Annotated in this window: 15 protein-coding genes; 13 read left to right on the top strand and 2 right to left on the bottom strand. The window is 45.9% G+C overall.

The window, feature by feature from the left end:
• Positions 1 to 79 precede the first annotated feature (79 nt).
• The 9 genes from recD2 (at position 80) to NE671_RS05495 (ending at position 11,969) form a co-directional block, all read left to right on the top strand.
• Entirely contained in the window at positions 80 to 2,353 is a 2,274-nt protein-coding gene (recD2, locus tag NE671_RS05535) for an SF1B family DNA helicase RecD2 (RefSeq protein WP_015527431.1), read from the top strand.
• Positions 2,350 to 3,057, top strand: a complete 708-nt coding sequence (locus tag NE671_RS05530) for a ComF family protein (protein ID WP_021651891.1) — start codon at positions 2,350 to 2,352, stop codon at positions 3,055 to 3,057. The genes recD2 and NE671_RS05530 overlap by 4 nt, the downstream gene beginning before the upstream one ends.
• 147 nt (positions 3,058 to 3,204) lie before the next feature.
• Positions 3,205 to 3,639: a hypothetical protein gene (locus NE671_RS05525; protein ID WP_015527429.1), complete on the top strand. Its 435-nt coding sequence runs from the start codon at positions 3,205 to 3,207 to the stop codon at positions 3,637 to 3,639.
• A complete protein-coding gene (locus tag NE671_RS05520; RefSeq protein ID WP_092071964.1) occupies positions 3,636 to 4,745 on the top strand; it encodes a hypothetical protein in 1,110 nt (369 codons plus the stop codon). The genes NE671_RS05525 and NE671_RS05520 overlap by 4 nt, the downstream gene beginning before the upstream one ends.
• Before the next feature lie 42 nt (positions 4,746 to 4,787).
• Entirely contained in the window at positions 4,788 to 5,672 is an 885-nt protein-coding gene (gene cdaA, locus NE671_RS05515) for a diadenylate cyclase CdaA (protein ID WP_015527426.1), read from the top strand.
• Entirely contained in the window at positions 5,653 to 6,954 is a 1,302-nt protein-coding gene (locus NE671_RS05510) for a CdaR family protein (RefSeq protein ID WP_015527425.1), read from the top strand. Before cdaA ends, NE671_RS05510 begins: the two co-directional genes overlap by 20 nt.
• Before the next feature lie 58 nt (positions 6,955 to 7,012).
• Complete coding sequence (locus tag NE671_RS05505) at positions 7,013 to 7,276, top strand: HPr family phosphocarrier protein (RefSeq protein WP_015527424.1); 264 nt, start codon at positions 7,013 to 7,015, stop codon at positions 7,274 to 7,276.
• A 52-nt stretch (positions 7,277 to 7,328) separates the two neighbouring features.
• Positions 7,329 to 10,250, top strand: coding sequence for a L,D-transpeptidase family protein (locus NE671_RS15920; RefSeq protein ID WP_173740718.1), 2,922 nt, complete (start codon positions 7,329 to 7,331; stop codon positions 10,248 to 10,250).
• A 171-nt stretch (positions 10,251 to 10,421) separates the two neighbouring features.
• Positions 10,422 to 11,969: a GH25 family lysozyme gene (locus tag NE671_RS05495; RefSeq protein WP_021651897.1), complete on the top strand. Its 1,548-nt coding sequence runs from the start codon at positions 10,422 to 10,424 to the stop codon at positions 11,967 to 11,969.
• Positions 11,970 to 12,012: 43 nt separating this feature from the next.
• Here NE671_RS05495 and NE671_RS05490 read toward each other — a convergent pair whose 3' ends face one another.
• Together NE671_RS05490 and NE671_RS05485 are read right to left on the bottom strand one after the other, a co-directional pair.
• Positions 12,013 to 12,351: an EamA family transporter gene (locus NE671_RS05490; RefSeq protein WP_015527421.1), complete on the bottom strand. Its 339-nt coding sequence runs from the start codon at positions 12,349 to 12,351 to the stop codon at positions 12,013 to 12,015.
• The gene (locus NE671_RS05485; RefSeq protein WP_015527420.1) at positions 12,344 to 12,694 is read right to left on the bottom strand and encodes an EamA family transporter; all 351 of its coding nucleotides are present in this window, start codon (positions 12,692 to 12,694) and stop codon (positions 12,344 to 12,346) included. Before NE671_RS05485 ends, NE671_RS05490 begins: the two co-directional genes overlap by 8 nt.
• Before the next feature lie 168 nt (positions 12,695 to 12,862).
• On the opposite strand from NE671_RS05485, the gene NE671_RS05480 reads away from it, so the two are divergent.
• The 4 genes from NE671_RS05480 to rffA all read left to right on the top strand — a co-directional run bounded on the left by NE671_RS05480 (position 12,863) and on the right by rffA (position 17,274).
• The gene (locus NE671_RS05480; protein WP_015527419.1) at positions 12,863 to 13,795 is read left to right on the top strand and encodes a glycosyltransferase family 2 protein; all 933 of its coding nucleotides are present in this window, start codon (positions 12,863 to 12,865) and stop codon (positions 13,793 to 13,795) included.
• Entirely contained in the window at positions 13,795 to 14,766 is a 972-nt protein-coding gene (locus NE671_RS05475; RefSeq protein WP_021651900.1) for a hypothetical protein, read from the top strand. The genes NE671_RS05480 and NE671_RS05475 overlap by 1 nt, the downstream gene beginning before the upstream one ends.
• Positions 14,763 to 16,055 (top strand): ATP-grasp domain-containing protein, encoded by a 1,293-nt coding sequence (locus tag NE671_RS05470; protein ID WP_015527416.1) that lies wholly within the window; start codon positions 14,763 to 14,765, stop codon positions 16,053 to 16,055. The genes NE671_RS05475 and NE671_RS05470 overlap by 4 nt, the downstream gene beginning before the upstream one ends.
• Before the next feature lie 88 nt (positions 16,056 to 16,143).
• A complete protein-coding gene (gene rffA / locus NE671_RS05465; RefSeq protein ID WP_015527415.1) occupies positions 16,144 to 17,274 on the top strand; it encodes a dTDP-4-amino-4,6-dideoxygalactose transaminase in 1,131 nt (376 codons plus the stop codon).
• Positions 17,275 to 17,285 lie beyond the last annotated feature (11 nt).

Below are 17,285 nucleotides of genomic sequence, written 5' to 3'. Positions count from 1 at the left end.
CGCAGGAAACTCATACAGATAAGGCGCTGCAGCTGCAGTGCCTTTTGCTGTTATCAGAGGTTTACAGATGGAGAAAAAAATGAGTGAGACAGTTACAGGATATATAGATCATGTGATCTTCCGAAATGAAGATAATGGATATACGGTCATGGTACTGAAAGGGATGGAAGAGGAACGGGAACTGACCTGTGTGGGGACATTTCCTGCGATCACCCAGGGGGCTGCCATTGAAGCTTCCGGAAATTATACAACACATCCGGTGTATGGCAAGCAGTTTCAGATAGCCTCCTACGTAGAAAAAATGCCGGAGGATGCACTGGCCATGGAGCGTTATCTGGGTTCCGGTGCGATCAAGGGGATCGGAGCGGCACTGGCAGCCAGGATCGTACGTCGTTTCGGTGATGATACTATGCGTATTGTAGAGGAAGAGCCGGAGCGGCTGGCTGAGATCAAGGGAATCAGCGAAAAAAAGGCCATGGAGATCGCAGAACAGATGACGGAGAAAGCAGATATGCGCCGCGCTATGATCTTTCTCCAGAAATACGGGATATCACTGAATCTCGGCGCAAAGATCTATCAGAAATATGGGCAGACTGTATATGGAGTCCTGCAGGAGAATCCGTATCGCCTTGCAGAGGATATCAGTGGTGTGGGATTCCGTATCGCAGATGAGATCGCTTCCCGGATCGGGATCCATACAGATTCAGATTACAGGATAAGAAGCGGAATGTTGTATACTCTCCTACAGGCTTCAGGAGAAGGCCATATCTATCTCCCGAAGGAGGAACTTTTTTCCAGGGCATCCGGACTTTTGGGAGTAGATTCCTCCTACATGGAAAAACATCTCATGGATATGGTAGTAGACCGGAAACTGATCCTGAAAGAAACAGAAGACGGTGCAGTTGTCTATCCCACACGATATTATTATCTTGAGCTGAATTCAGCCAGAATGCTCTGTGAGCTGAACATCCTCTGCCCGGAAGATGAGGAGATGATGGAGAAACGGATCAACAGGATCGAAAAGGAGACAGGAACCCGGTTAGATGAAATGCAGAAACAGGCAGTGGCGGCAGCTGCCAGTCATGGTCTGTTCATTCTGACCGGCGGGCCGGGAACCGGAAAGACTACAACGATCAATGCGATTATCCGTTATTTTGAAGAGGAAGGCGCTGAGCTGCGGCTTGCAGCTCCCACCGGCCGTGCAGCCAAGCGAATGACAGAGGCTACCGGATACGAGGCTCAGACGATCCACAGACTTCTGGAGCTGAATGGAATGCCGGAGGAAGAGCAGGAAGGCCGTGCAGTTCATTTTGACAGGAATTCGGAGAATCCGCTGGAAGCGGATGTGATCATCATTGATGAGATGTCCATGGTAGATATCGCACTGATGCATTCATTGCTTCTTGCAGTGACAGCAGGGACCAGACTGATCCTGGTAGGTGATGAAAATCAGCTTCCCAGTGTAGGCCCGGGAAATGTTCTGAGGGATATTATCCGCAGCGGCTGTTTTCCGGTAGTAGAGTTGAAAAAGATTTTCCGCCAGGCATCTGAAAGTGATATTGTGGTGAATGCACATAAGATCAACCGGGGCGAGCAGGTGACCATCAATAACAAGAGCCGGGATTTCTTTTTTCTGAAAAGATATGACGCGGACATCATTATCCGTGTGGTGATCGCACTGATCCAGGAGAAGCTTCCGCGTTATGTAGATGCAAAGCCCTATGAGATCCAGGTGCTCACGCCTATGCGTAAGGGACTTTTAGGTGTGGAGCGGCTGAACCAGATACTTCAGAGATATCTGAACCCGCCGGATGAAAAGAAAAAGGAGAAAGAGATCGGACAGCGCCTTTTCCGTGAAGGGGATAAGGTGATGCAGGTGAAGAACAATTACCAGCTGGAGTGGGAAATCCTTGGACGATACAAGATTCCTGTGGATAAAGGTGTGGGCGTGTTTAATGGAGATACCGGTATTATGACGGAGATCAATGAATTTGCGGAAACGGCCACCGTGGAATTTGAGGATGGCAGACAGGCAGAATATTCCTTCAAACAGCTTGAGGAACTGGAACTTGCCTATGCAGTGACCATACATAAGTCCCAGGGCTCAGAATATCCGGCAGTGATCCTTCCGATCCTTTCCGGACCAAGGATGCTGATGAATCGGAATCTTCTGTATACAGCAGTGACCAGAGCCAGAAAATGTGTTACCGTAGTAGGCAGCGAGACCACTTTTGCGGAGATGATCCGTAATGAAAAACAGCAGCAGAGATACAGCTCTCTGGACAGACGGATCCGGGAGCTGGATGAATCTGAACAGAAGGAGAGCGCCATCGGGGAGAAAGGACTTTCTTGAAAAAAACAGCAGATTTTTTACTGGACATGCTTTACCCGAAAAAATGCCCGCTGTGTCATCAGATACTGAAAGAAAAAGACCGGCTGATCTGTCCGGAGTGTTCCGGAAAGGTCAGGCCTATATCCGGTCCCAGGTGTATGAAATGCGGAAGACCGGTAAAAATGGAAGAGGAATACTGTGAAGATTGCCGCAAGGGTGCCCATCATTTTACGGAGGGCAGAAGTATTTTCTGGTACGGAGAGGTCTGGAGACAGTCTCTGGTACGATTTAAGTATTACGGATGTCGGGAATATGGGGATTTTTATGCAAAGGCAATGAGCGTCTTCGGAAAAAAATATCTGGAACGGTGGAAGCCTGATCTGATCGTTCCCGTTCCTCTGCATCCCAGAAAAAAAAGGATGAGAGGTTTTAACCAGGCAGCATATCTGGCAGAAAGGCTCAGTGTTCTTACGGGGATCCCATGGAATGAGCATCTGGTAAAGAAGATACGAAGCACAAGATCTCAGAAAAAACTTAATGCCATACAGAGGCGTCAGAACCTGAAAAATGCATATCAGGTAACCGAAAAGATCCCGGGTTTTTCTGTACTTGTGGTGGATGATGTATACACAACAGGAAGTACGGCAGATGCCATGGCAATGTGTCTTCTTGAGGCCGGTGCAGAGAAAGTTTATTTTCTGACAATATGCGCAGGAAGGGCATGAAACAGCCGAAAAAACACTTTTCATAGGTATGGAACTATGCTACAATAAATTTGATTGCAGTTAAACAGTATAACTGTATGGAAAGCGTAATGCAGATCATATATCGGGGATTTTCCTGATAAAGAAAGCTTATGAGGAGTTATTTTTATGGTAAATGAAGAAAAAGTGAAGATCATGAACCGTCTGGCCATGTATGAGCATGGAGAAGGCAGGAAGTATCTTCCGGTGAGCAGATATTATCGAAGTGATTATATTGGACTTGCACTGATCAGAAACTTTTTTCTGGTAACGATCGGATATATATTGGGACTTGCAGGCGTTGCCGCATATTTCAGCGAATATCTTATGGATAATGTGAATAAGATTAATCTGGTCGAGGTTGGGATCTATATCATCGTCGGTTATCTGATCGTGCTTGTTGTATATTCGATACTGACCTACATCCAGTATTCTGTGAAATATTTCCGGGCAAAAAAAAGTGTCAGGGAATATTATCAGGATCTTACAAGACTGGAAAAAATCTACGGGCGGGAGGAAAAAAGAAATCCGGTCCGGAGAAATGCAGGAGGACATAGAAAATGACAGCTTTACTTGAGATCAAACAGAATATCAAAAGATTTTACGGACAATATGAAGTATATATACTGCCGGTCCTGAAGTTTGTTCTGGCATTTGCCTATTTTCTCTGGATCAACAGCAATATGGGCTACATGAAACAGCTGGATAATATTTTTGTTGTCCTGATCCTGGCGCTTGTATGTTCGATCCTTCCGGTTTCCGTGATGATGTTTATGGGATTTGCGTTGATGATCGGGCACTGTTATGCAGTCGGGATCGAAACGGCAGGATTTATGCTGCTTCTTATTCTGTTTATGCTGATCCTGTTCCTAAGATTCAGCAGGTCACAGAATCTTGCAATGATCCTTACACCACTTTCCTTCGGATTTGGTGTTCCTGCACTTATGCCGATCGGAGCAGGCCTGCTGGGTAGTGCATTGTCAGCGCTTCCGGCCGGATGCGGTGTTGTGATCTATTATTTTATACGGTTTGTACATGCACAGTCGGCGGCACTCAGTGATCCTGCCGCAGAGATCACAGAAAAACTGAAGCTGATCTCTGACGGACTTGTCCACAACTGGGCAATGTGGATCACAGTGATCGCGTTTGTGGTAGTGATCCTGTTTGTGAACCTTCTGAGAACACGGGCGTTTGATTATGCATGGAGGATCGCTGTCATTGCCGGCGGCGTGATCTATATCCTGGTTATCCTTGCCGGAGATTTCTGCATTAGTATTACGGTAGCCATGGTGCCGATGATCCTGTCCACAGTGATCTCCGTACTGGCAGGATTTGTTCTGGAGTTCTTTGTTTTTGGCGGAGATTACAGCAGAACAGAACGTCTGGAATATGAGGATGATGAGTACTATTACTACGTAAAAGCCGTTCCGAAGGCAACGGTCGCCACTTCTGAGAGAAGCATCAAAAAGATCAATGCGGAGCCGGTAAAAGAAGAAAAAAAAGAAGACAATGTTGTGTCTTTCAGTGATGATGTATTTCCTGAGAAGAACGAAATGCATACAGTAAAGATGCCGGATATGTTTTCCGAAAATACAGTAAGTGAGAAACCGCAGGGATTGGACAAGATCGATTTCGAAAAACAGCTGGAGGAATCGCTGAAGGATCTTTAAACAGGAACGATTGGAATAGCTCAGGAAGAAAGGAGGAGACTTATGCAGAATGTGCTGACAGTTGTGGCCGGATATCTGGGGAAGATTTCCCTTCCGGGATTTGGCGTGATAGATATCATTGAGATCGGACTGATTTCCTTTTTTGTATATCAGTTTATGGCATGGATTAAATTTACACGTGCATATACCCTTCTGAAGGGCATTTTGATCGTCCTTGGATTTATCCTGGTCGCATATATCTTCAAAATGAATACGATCCTCTGGATCTTCCGGAACCTGGCTAATGTGCTGGTGATCGGTGTGATCGTAATCTTTCAGCCGGAGCTGAGGAAGGCGCTGGAGCAGCTGGGACAGAAGAAGTTTGTTTCCAACATTATTCCCTTTGATTCCGGCAGGGAAGTGCAGGAGCGTTTCAATGACAAGACTATCAACGAACTGGTAAAGGCCTGTTTTGATATGGGTGAAGTTAAGACCGGAGCACTGATCGTGATCGAGGAAGAGATCCGGCTTGACGAATATGTGAGAACCGGTATCAATATTGACGGTATCCTTACCAGTCAGCTGCTGATCAATATTTTTGAGCATAATACACCTCTTCATGACGGAGCGGTGATCGTGCGTGGGAACCGTGTAGTAGCAGCAACCTGCTATCTGCCTCTTTCAGATAATATGGAACTGAGCAAACAGCTGGGAACAAGACACAGAGCAGGTGTGGGTATCAGCGAAGCTACGGATTCTCTTACGATCATTGTTTCGGAAGAGACAGGACAGGTTTCAGTGGCCAGAGGCGGAGAACTGTCCAGAGGGCTTAACAGCAAGCAGCTTCGTGAAGTACTTGTTTCTGCTCAGAATAAAAAGGTTGTTGACAACGGTAAGCTGAGAAATCTGCTGAAAGGGAGAGTGAAACATGAAGAAAAATCTGACTAAGAACATCCCTTTGAAGATCATGTCGATTATTGTGGGAATCCTGGTGTGGCTGATCGTAGTAAATGTTGATGACCCTATCATTACGAAAGGCTTTGTGATCTCAGATGTGCAGATCATCAACGAAGCTTATGTGGATCAGCTGGGTGAGATGGTCATGCAGGATGACCGTGAAAATTCCGTACGTGTTTATATTACAGGTGATCGGAAGACAGTCAACCGTCTCACCTCAAGTGATATTAAGGCAGTTGCGGATCTGCAGCAGGCCCAGTCTACCGATACAGATCCTGTAATGATTCCCATTACAGCGACCTGCTCCGGGATACTGCCGGAAAACATTAGTGTATCACCGCAGAATCTGAGTGTCCATCTGGAAAAAAAGGTGACCAAAGAATTTGCGATCAATGTTACCAGTGATGACAGCAAGCCGGCACAGGGGCTGGAGATTGCTTCGCTCACCGCAAATCCGGAAAAAGTCCGTATTACAGGACCGGAATCTCTGGTTGGTAAAATAGATAGTGTGAGTGTGGATGTAAGTTCAAAACTTGACGGGATCGATCAGGATACGATGATCACGGACGCAGAACTGACTATCACAGATAAGAATCAGGACACTCTTTCATCAAATTCCATGAGCTATCTGAAATTTGACAACAACGGAAAGGTTAATGTCACGGCAAAGCTCTGGAAGGTGCGTTCTGATATACGGATCAGTGCGGGATATACAGGGGAACCAGCAGAAGGCTATGTTGTGGATAGTGTCACAACAGTACCGGAGACTTTCAGCGTAGCCGGAAGTGAGGAAGCACTGAACAATCTGAAACTTCAGGGAAATACCATTTATCTAGACAATGAGAATGTGGATATTTCAGGAAAGAGCAATGACGTGGAAAAGAAAGTAAACCTGTCAGAACTTCTTCCGGATGGCCTTAAGCTGACATCCGGATCCAGTACGGACCTCTGGATCACAGTCAATATCCTGCCGGAGGGCAGTAAGATATACAGCTTCCCGACAGAGGATATCAAAGTAAAGGGTCTGCCTGATGATCTGCAGCTGGCATTTGAAGTTGCGGATATTGAACTGAAGGTGCAGGCGGAAGACGGAGATCTTTCCCAATTTGATCTGAAGTCGGTAGGAGCAGCACTTTCCATGGATGACTGGGAGGAGGGCAGCTACGAAGTACCGATCAAAATCAGCCTTCCGGAAGGCTACAAGCTGCTGGAGGATGTAACCGCCGAGATCAAAATCTCCAAGGTTTCCAATGTAGACAGCAGTAGTCAGTAAGTAATCACAGCTTTGGACAAGGCTTGAAGGATAAGTAATATAAAGGGAGACAGCAGCAATGTTAAGTTATAAGGTAACGGTCAGGAACCCGTCAGGGCTTCATCTTCGTCCCGCAGGGCTTTTATGCGGCGAGGCAATAAAATACAAATCGTCCATAACATTTCAGTATGCCGGAGGTACAGCGAATGCCAAAAGTGTTCTGAGTGTTCTGGGTGCATGTGTTAAAAGCGGGGATGAGATCACACTGGTCTGCGAGGGTGAGGATGAACAGGCTGCGATAGATGCGCTTGTGGCTCTTATCGAAGGCGGACTGGGCGAATGATACGTAACAGATACAATAATTATTTACAGCAGCATGATCAGGAGGGATTATTGTGAAGAGAAGAGTTGTGGCAATTTTTCTCAGTCTGACATTATGCATGGGCGGAACTCTGGAAGCCGGCGCTGCGGCTTTGGGAAGTACAGACGTGCAGATGGCAGCAGAGACAGCCGGCAATCCGGCTGAGGATGTATTCAGTGATGAAGCGGAAACGACTGTACAGCAGCCGGAGACAGAAGAGGATCAGACAGGTAGTACTGACAGTACAGACAGTTCAGAAGAAACACCTGTTGCACCGGAGAACCCCGCAGAGACACCGGATGTTATAGAAACACCGGAGATTACAGAGACACCGGAAACTACAGAAGCACCGGAGGCTACAGAAGCACCGGATGCGACAACAGAAGACAGTACAGATCCGGGCGATGATTTCAGTGCAGGTGATGCACAGGAGCTGGATGCACCGTCAGCAGATACCGCAGTACAGAACAAAGTAGAGAACAACAAGGCAGAGGAAATTTCTGCTACCGGAGCATCACTGGTAAACGGTGTAGTCGTTGCCAAGACAAGTGACTGGGTTTCTGCAAACGGTTTTTACAGACTCCGCAAAAAGAAGGTTGCTGCATCTGCAGCTCCGGAGGGAAAAGCTTCTGAGGATCCTGCAGAAAGCAGCGAAGAAGAGCAGAAAACAACAGTTGATGAAACAGCTGCAGCAGCACAGGAGGTACAGCAGACTGAAGAGCTTCCGGAAGGTGCAGCAGAGAGTGAGCAGGCTCAGGTACTCCAGAATGAGTCAGCAGAAGGAGAGCAGGAGACTGCAGCAGAAGAAGTTTCTACAGAGGAAGTATCCGCAGCAGAAGCTTCTGCAGAGACAGCATCCGCAGATGTAGTGTCTGCAGAGGAGACATCCGAAGAGACAGCACCCGCAGAAACAGAGACGGCAGTCGAAACATCAGAGAGCGTAGATAACGCAGAGACTCTTGCCCAGGATGAAGGGAACGCTTCTCAGGTATCAGAAACAGGTTCCATCGAAGATAATTATTTTACTGCGCAGGATGGTCTTCTTAAGATCAATACCAACGGACATGTGGGATATTATCTTTTTAATGAAGACGGATATCTGGTAACCGGCCGTATGACCCGTGAGCCAGGTGCAGCAGGTTATACCGGAACACAGAAGACAGAATGGTATTTCCTCGAAAACTCCAAAGCTTCCCTGTATTCGGATTCCACCGGAAAAGCAATCACACCGTGGACATCCAATCTTGGCCAGCAGAAGAGAAATTACTGGTTATGGACAGGAACTGTTTTCCGCTATTATAATTCCCAGGGTGATTACAAATCCATAGAGGCTCAGAACCTTGTAGGCAAGATCAAAAAGATCGGAAATGCTTATTATACACTGATGCGTAACGGAAAACCGCGAACAGGAATCCTGAAGCTGACAACCGGTTCCACAACATATCAGTATTACTTCCAGCCGGCATCAAAGGCAGGAGAGATTCCAGGAAAGCTTTTTTATGGCGGATGGACATATGTTTTAAACAGCAAAAATCAAAAACGTTTTATCTATTGTAGTCCGAAGGCTGCCACACGTGGACAGATCATGAAACATGGAGTTTATGTATCACCTGTAATGTCCAAGAAATATCGATATATGCTGAATGCCAGCGGCTATGTTATGACGAATACAATGGCGAAGGCGCAGAATAACGCATATTATGTTTCAGACAGCAAGGGCCGCATCATTACAAAAAAACTTGTGAAGTATAAAGGCAGCAGATATTATTTCGGAGGCAATGGCCAGAGAGTTTCCTGGAAGAACTGCTGGCATGGCTGCCCGGGTGCATCCAACAAGATTTATTATTTCGGAAGCACAGCAGGAAAAGTTGTTGAAAAATATGGCTGGCAGAAGGTGACCGACGCAAAAGGCCAGTTCTTCGGATGGTTTTACTTTGACAAAAACGGAAACCATTATAAGAGCCAGATGATAACAAACAAGTCCTCCAAAAAGAGCTATTACTTTAATAGCACAGGACAGCTTGCAACAGGAAAAACAAAGATCGGCAAAAAATACTATTTCTTTGCAACATCAGATGCCAATGCGCACAGAGGCTGGATGTACAAGAGTACATTGATCCGTTACCAGAATAAGTGGTATTATGCAGGCGGCAACGGTGTTCTGAAAAAGTCAGGCTGGCAGAAGGTAGGTAAATACTGGTACTATCTGCAGAACTATACCGTTGTGACAAATAAATCCATGAAGCGTGGTTCCGTAAATGGTTATCTGGACAGCCAGGGACGTTTTTCCACCGGCTGGGTGATCGTCAGCGATTACTATGATCAGGTCAAATATATCGATCCGGACAGCGGTTCCAAGTATCTGACCAATACAAGCAGATGGATCGATGGAAAACTGTATTACTTTGATAAGGATGGTTACCGCCGCAATGATGTTTCCAGTATTTACGGAGGACCATATTACCTGGAGGTTGATAAGACCAACGGTGTTATGACTGTATACACAAATAGTAGCAAGACGATTCCTGTTAAGACAATCCGTGTTTCTGTAGGTCTCTCCGGAACACCTACATGGGATGGTACATACAGACTGACCCGCAGTCTGAGATGGCAGCCACTGATGGGACCGTCCTGGGGACAGTATGGAACACATGTTGACGGATGCGGACAGGGAGGAATCTTTATCCATTCCGTAGCCGGATCGACCAGGAGTGTTTATAATCTTCCGGCAGGCGAGTACCTGAAGCTTGGTCAGCCTGCATCTCACGGATGTATCCGTACCTGTGTGGCTGATGCGAAGTGGGTATTTGAGAACTGTAACGGTTCTACGATCCACATTTACAGCAGCGGAAATTACGTTAACAATGAATCCTTCAAGGGACCGTTAGGCCGCAGACCGCTGGCAACCTTCCGTGGAGCCGGAAACTTTGATCCTACAGACCCGGAAGTTCCGTGATCTTTACCGAACAGTACCAGAAAGAAATATATAGAATAACTGAAGACCGATGTTCAGCTGTATGAAGCTGACATCGGTCTTTTTCCATATATGGCTTTACTTTCCATTTTTTCATATGTATAATAAAAGTCATGCACAAATAAACAACATAATTTATGGAAGGAAACTAAAATGAAAAACTGGAAGAAATGGCTGGTGGCAGGCTGTATGGCAGCACTGCTGGGAATAGGAACAATGGGAACTACAGCGATGGCCATGGGCGGCGGAGGCGTAGACCGAAGCGAGGCAGTTGCTGAGGAAGAAAAGGTCCCCAGCGGGAAGGCAACACAGAATTCCAGGGTAAGTTCAAAGGCCTGGAAGAAGATCAACGGTGTCTGCTATAACGGAAGCGGCCAGAAGCTGGAAGGTGCTGTCACACGTGGAATCGATGTTTCTGAGTGGCAGGATACCATCAACTGGAGCCAGGTCAAAAAATCTAATGTAGATTTTGCTTTTGTCAGGATCTCCTATGGTCTGAATCATCTGGATAAGACATATGATTACAACATGAAACAGGCAGAGAAGGCAGGAGTTCCGACAGGAACCTATGTGTACAGCCTTGCGCTGAACACACAGCAGGCACTGAAGGAAGCGCAGCTTGCTATCCGTAAAATGGATGGATATAAAGTATCCTATCCGGTGGTTTATGACATTGAATATGATCAGATGCGCAATCTTTCCGCATCACAGATCGCAGATCTGGCAAAGACCTTCTGCAATGAGGTAAAAAAAGCCGGATATCATCCAATGATCTACTGCAATACAGACTGGTATGACAACAAGCTTGACTGGAGCAAGATGACAGGTTATGATGTATGGCTTGCGCGGTATGGTGATACGATTCCGGCTCCTGACAAGAAAAAGTACAAATATACCATCTGGCAGTCCACCGATGGTGACGGTGGCGGATATCTGAATACCACCAAGGGTCTGGTTGCGGGAATCCCGTCTTATTCTACTGTAGATATTGACTTCGGTTATGTTGATTATACCAAGATCATCACATCCAGATGGCATGCACAGACCGGATACAAGGCATCCACCAGACCGGATACCAGCAACTATAAAGGAAAAACCGGCTGGGCAACAGAGAACGGAAAGAAATTTTATTATGTCAATGGTGTCAAAAAATACGGCTGGGTTCAGGTGAAAAATAAGAAATATTATATCCATAAGACCGCAGGAATGTGCCGTTCAAAGCTGATCAGGGATTCCAAGAATATTTCCAGATATGTAGACAAAAATGGAGTCCTTGTGAAAAATACTTGGATCACCTATAAGGAGAAAAAATATTATTTTGACAAAAACGGACATGCATTAAAAGGCATGAAAAAGGTTGGAAAGAACTATTATTATTTTCAGGCCAAATACGGATACATGATGAGACATGTGCGGTACATGAACAGCAGGAATGATGTATATTATTTTGGCGGTGACGGCGTTATGGTCAAAAAGGTATTCTATACATGGAGCGGAAACAATGAAAGCCATACCTATTATTTTGGCTCCAATGGAAAGATGCAGAGAGGCTGGCTCAAACTGGACGGAAAGAGATATTATTTTGATCCGGAAACAGGAATCATGTACAAAAACTGTACTATTGAGAAAAACGGAAAGAGCTATACATTCGATGAAGATGGTGTATACACAACTGTATCCGCAGCAAATAAGAAAAAATAAAAAAATGCCGGCAGCGAACATAAAGCTGCCGGCATTTTTATGATCATAAGGTATAAACAAGGATTCCCAGGATGATGATCAGATTTCCGATGATCTTTCCGCGGGAAATCTTTTCTTTCAGGATCCGCCAGGAAAACAGCAGGACAAAAACATAGGCGGCAGTATCAATCACCGGTCCGAATTTCATATCCACTTTGGTGTAGCACCAGGTATTCAGGAGCAACACTCCAAAAAAGATACCATAGGCCAGGATCACCCTCCAGTTCAGATATTCCCGGAGGGGATTTTTGTATTCCATATTGGCACTCTGCTTCAGAAGTACCTGGGAAATTGCCGAAAAAAAGGTTCCTGCCAGCATGATCAGCATAAACGTTCTATTCATATCTCTGCACCATCCAGACTCCGATCAGAACGATCAGGATGCCGATGATGTTCTGAAGCGAAAGATTTTCGTGAAAAATGATCACAGCCCATACCTGGGACCACAGAAGATAGACGCTTTTGTTGGCGTAGGCCGTGGAAAGGGAAAATTTTTTGATCACCTGCTGCCATGCAATGGCGTAGATCCCACAGTTTGCGATCATAAGAAAAAGAAATACATAGAGAAGAGGACTATGAAGCCCTTCTTTATTGTAATAAACCGATGCAAGCTTGGAAAAAACGCTGGTAAGAGAAAACAGCAGGATATTCAGATGAAGCTGAATATAATCTTTGATTTTTGTCATGTTTCCTCCATATCATAAATGCGATTATCATAGACTGATAATCAATATATATCATCCGGCAGGTTTATGCAAGAAAATGTTTGAACAATGTAACGGTTTACAACAGGAAATGAAAATGATAAGATTAAACGATAAGTGTCAATTGATACAAAAGAGAGGAAAAACGATATGTGTTTATATTCAGTGGTTGTTCCTGTATACAATTCAGAACATACGCTGCAGGAACTGTACACCCGTCTGGAAAAAGTATTCCGTGAAACGATAAAAGAAGAATTTGAACTGATCCTTGTAGATGACGGGTCCAGGGACCGGTCTTTTGCGGTTATGCAAGAACTCCGGGAAAAAGATCCCCGTGTCAAGATCATCCAGATGGCAAGGAATTTCGGACAGCATCCTGCGCTTCTGTGCGGATTTGCCCACGCAAAGGGAGAGTTCATCGTAACTATGGATGATGACCTTCAGCATCAGCCTGAGGAGCTCCCCAAAATGATCAATGTAATGAAGGAACGTGACGATGTGGATGTGATCATTGCAAGCTATGAAGGACGTAAGCATAATCTGATCCGGAAGCTGGGCACAAAGCTGTCTGTATGGGCAACTTCCAAAATGCTCGGCAAGGATCCGAACCTTCAGATCACCAGTTATCGACTGATCCGCCGGTTTCTGGTGGAAGCCATGCTGAAGACCAATACATATCTTCCGCAGATCGGAAATCTTCTGGTTTTAAGCTCCAACCGTATCATCAATGTTCCGGTGCAGCATGCAGCACGTGCATATGGAAAGAGCGGATATTCTTTTCGCCGTCTTGTGAAGGATCTCATCTATGATATTACTGCCCATACGGCATTTCCGTTGCTTATGGTGCGAAACATCGGCATTGCCAGTTTTCTGGTAAGCTTTTTACTGGGGATCTATTATCTGGTGAGATATTTTCTGTGCGGGATCTCAGTGGAAGGCTGGACATCTCTGATGCTTGTGATGCTGGCATTTTTCGGACTGACATTGCTTTCAATCGGGATCATCGGTATTTATCTCATGAATATTCTCAATGAGGCCAAAAAGATGCCGCACTATGTGATCCGTCAGGAGGAGACAGACTGATGAAAAAAGAGATCGGCGGCTATCTGGAACTGGAAGAACCGGCGGGACAGGAATACTATCCGGATCTCTGCGGCGTGAATCTCGGAAGAACAGCGCTTTTGTGGCTGATGGAAGCACGCAGGTGCAAAAAGATCTACCTGCCATTTTTTCTCTGCGATTCCGTAACCGGTGCCTGTGAGAGGTCCGGGGCAGAAATCGAATTTTATCATATGGATGAAGGGTTGCATCCGGTTCTTGAGGAGAGAACTCTTCCGGAAGGAGAATATCTGTATCTGGTAAATTATTATGGCCAGCTTACCGATGATAAGATCCGGAAATATAAAAAAATCTATGGAAATATCATTGTGGATCATACGCATGCGTTTTTTCAGAAGCCGCTGCCGGGTGTGGACACTCTGTACTCCTGCAGAAAATTTCTCGGAGTCAGTGACGGAGCATATCTGTCTACCGATGCGGAACTGGAACCGGAAAAGAAGCCTCTGGACCATTCCATGGGAAGAATGGAGCATATTCTGGGACGTTATGAATATGATGCCGGAACCTTCTATCAGAAAATGCTGGATAATGCAGCAAATTATCATGAGATGGAGATCCGCCGAATGTCCCGTCTGACCGGAAACCTCCTCAGGACTATGGATTATTCCGGTATCAAAGCAAGAAGAGAACAGAACTACCGTCTGCTGTCGCAGCTTCTTCCTTCAAGGAATGCTTTTACAGGGGAGGTGCCGGAGGGACCGTTTGCCTATCCGTATTATCATAAGAACGGATTGGAGCTTCGACACTGGCTGGCAGGCCGGAAGATTTTTGTACCGACAAACTGGCGCAATATCCTGGAAGAATTTGACAGGGATACCATGGAATATGACTGGGCTGCCAATGTGCTGCCGCTTCCCTGTGACCAGAGATACGGGGCAGAAGAAATGCAGTATATCGCGGATTCCATAAGAGAATGGGAGGAAACGGAATCATGAAACACAGATTGCTGATACTGGGAACGTTGGGAGAATTTGAGCAGCTGGTGCAGAAGGCCCGCGAAAAAGGATACTACACCATTGTCTGTGACGGATATCCGGATGGTCCGGCAAGAAAATTTGCAGATGAGGCATTTCAGATCCCGGTAACAGATACGGAACGGATCGCCTGTCTCTGCCGAGAAAAAGAGATCGATGGGATCATCACATCCTTTTCCGACCTTCTTCTGGAATGTATGGTAAAGATCGCGGACCGGGCAGGAATCCCCTGTTATCTGAAACCGGAGCAGCTTCCCTGGTATCGTGATAAATCAGCGACCAGAGCACTGCTTACTGAACTGGGACTTCCCACTCCGGGCTTTCGAAAAATCCCGATCGCATATTTTAAAGACAGGTCCAAAAGAACTCAGCTGAAAGAGCTGCTTGAGGGACTTCGCTATCCGGTGGTCAGCAAGCCACTGGATAAATACGGCTCCCGCGGGATCTATATATCCGAAGATCTGGAGGAGCTGATAAACGGGGCAGAAAAAACAGCAGGATTTTCTGATATGCCGGAGATTTTGGTGGAAGAATATAACGATGGCTATGAATTCAATATGATGACCTGGGTGCGGCATGGAAAAGTCCATGTGATCAGTATTGCAGACCGTGAAAAGACATTTGTTGCCAAAGGTGAGATCCCCATCAGCACAAGAAATGTGTATCCTTCCAGATTATTGTCAAAAGTTGAAAAGCCTGCCACAGAACTTCTTCAGGCATATGCGGACAGAACCGGTCAGAAAGACGGAGCCCTTTCCATGCAGTTTTTCTGGAAGCCGGGAGAAGGTATCCAGGTCTGCGAGATCGCCGCACGATTTTTCGGATATGAGCATGAATTGACCGATATGGTCTATGGCTTTAATATGGAAGAGCTTCTTCTTGCATCTCTCTATGATCCGGATAAACTGGAAAAAATGCTTGCAGAACACGATGTTCATAAACCACAGTGCTGTGGAGCTGTCATTTATTTTCAGGGAAGGCTTCTTACCATCGAAGATCAGTCTGCGGCAGTCCGGCTGGGAGAGAAAGAACAGGTGGAAAAGCCCTGGATCTTTTATCAGGAAGGAGAGAAGGTCATTGAGCATGGCCCTAATCCGTATCTGGCATTATATTATGTAAAAACAGAGAATCGTAAGGAAATGGATCTTCTCACAGAAGAGTTTTATGAGGAAATGCATATTCTGGATCCCAACGGCCAGGAGGTGGCATACCATAATCAGATCCCGGATTATGCACCGGCAGAAAAATAGGCATTGAATTTACAACATGAGTGTGAGAAAATGAAATGTGCAGTTAATGTAGAAAAACCATGAAGAATAAGAAATAAAGAGGAAATACATGATTGATTTTAACAGACCTGCGTTTACAGGTAAGGAATTTGAGTACATCCGTGACGCAGTAGAACGGGGAATGCTCTGCGGCGACGGGATCTACACGAAGAAATGTTCTGCATGGATGGAAGAGCGCTTTCATGTGGGTCATGTGATGCTGACAACCTCCTGTACCCATGCACTGGAGATGGCTGCTTTTCTGGCAGATATCCAGCCTGGCGATGAGGTGATCATGCCGTCTTATACTTTTGTATCAACGGCAGATGCATTTGTGCTTCGCGGTGCAAGGATCGTATTTGTGGATATCCGGCCGGATACCATGAATATTGACGAGAAGCTGATCGAACAGGCGATCACAGATAAGACCCGCGCAATCGTTCCGGTCCATTATGCAGGAGTAGCCTGCGAGATGGATACGATCATGGAGATTGCTGGAAGACATGATCTGAAGGTAGTGGAAGACGCGGCCCAGGGTGTGGATGCCTACTATAAGGGAAAAGCCCTTGGTACCATTGGAGATTTTGGCTGCTACAGCTTCCATGAGACTAAGAACTATACCATGGGAGAGGGCGGTGCGATCCTGTTCAACGGGGATCAGTACCTGGAGAAGGCAGAGATCCTGAGAGAAAAAGGAACGGACCGCAGTAAGTTTTTCCGTGGTCAGGTAGATAAATACCGCTGGATGGATTATGGATCATCCTATCTTCCGAGCGAATTGAATGCGGCATATCTTTATGCCCAGCTGGAGCAGCATAAGAAGATCAGCGATAAGCGGATGCAGATCTATGATTTTTACAATGAGAACCTCAGGTTTCTGGCGGAGGAAGGAAAGATCCAGCAGCCTTATGTACCGGAAGAATGCACACATAATGCACATATGTACTACATTAAGGTACATGATATCCAGGTACGCACAAGGCTTCTGAAATATCTCCGCGAAAAGGATATCTGCAGTGTGTTCCATTATGTACCCCTTCATTCCGCACCGGCAGGAAAAAAATTCGGAAGATTTTCCGGAGAAGATGTTTATACTACAAAAGAAAGCGAGCGTCTTATGCGACTGCCCATGTTCTATAATCTGGATATGGAGGATGCGAAGAGAGTTGTGGATGCGATTGCTTCCTTTGACGGGTTTTGACAGAAGAAGGG

This window comes from Blautia sp. DFI.9.10 (assembly GCF_024461705.1).
Classification (GTDB): domain Bacteria; phylum Bacillota; class Clostridia; order Lachnospirales; family Lachnospiraceae; genus Blautia_A; species Blautia_A fusiformis.
Note: the sequence above shows the minus strand (reverse complement) of the source record. Positions and strands in the feature narration are given on the sequence as shown.

Coding starts and splice junctions, on each gene's coding strand:
- recD2 (WP_015527431.1), top strand. CDS start 80: ATGAGTGAGACAGTTACAGGATATATAGATCATGTGATCTTCCGAAAT.
- NE671_RS05525 (WP_015527429.1), top strand. CDS start 3,205: ATGGTAAATGAAGAAAAAGTGAAGATCATGAACCGTCTGGCCATGTAT.
- NE671_RS05520 (WP_092071964.1), top strand. CDS start 3,636: ATGACAGCTTTACTTGAGATCAAACAGAATATCAAAAGATTTTACGGA.
- cdaA (WP_015527426.1), top strand. CDS start 4,788: ATGCAGAATGTGCTGACAGTTGTGGCCGGATATCTGGGGAAGATTTCC.
- NE671_RS05510 (WP_015527425.1), top strand. CDS start 5,653: ATGAAGAAAAATCTGACTAAGAACATCCCTTTGAAGATCATGTCGATT.
- NE671_RS05505 (WP_015527424.1), top strand. CDS start 7,013: ATGTTAAGTTATAAGGTAACGGTCAGGAACCCGTCAGGGCTTCATCTT.
- NE671_RS05495 (WP_021651897.1), top strand. CDS start 10,422: ATGAAAAACTGGAAGAAATGGCTGGTGGCAGGCTGTATGGCAGCACTG.
- NE671_RS05490 (WP_015527421.1), bottom strand. CDS start 12,351: ATGAATAGAACGTTTATGCTGATCATGCTGGCAGGAACCTTTTTTTCG.
- NE671_RS05485 (WP_015527420.1), bottom strand. CDS start 12,694: ATGACAAAAATCAAAGATTATATTCAGCTTCATCTGAATATCCTGCTG.
- NE671_RS05480 (WP_015527419.1), top strand. CDS start 12,863: ATGTGTTTATATTCAGTGGTTGTTCCTGTATACAATTCAGAACATACG.
- NE671_RS05475 (WP_021651900.1), top strand. CDS start 13,795: ATGAAAAAAGAGATCGGCGGCTATCTGGAACTGGAAGAACCGGCGGGA.
- NE671_RS05470 (WP_015527416.1), top strand. CDS start 14,763: ATGAAACACAGATTGCTGATACTGGGAACGTTGGGAGAATTTGAGCAG.
- rffA (WP_015527415.1), top strand. CDS start 16,144: ATGATTGATTTTAACAGACCTGCGTTTACAGGTAAGGAATTTGAGTAC.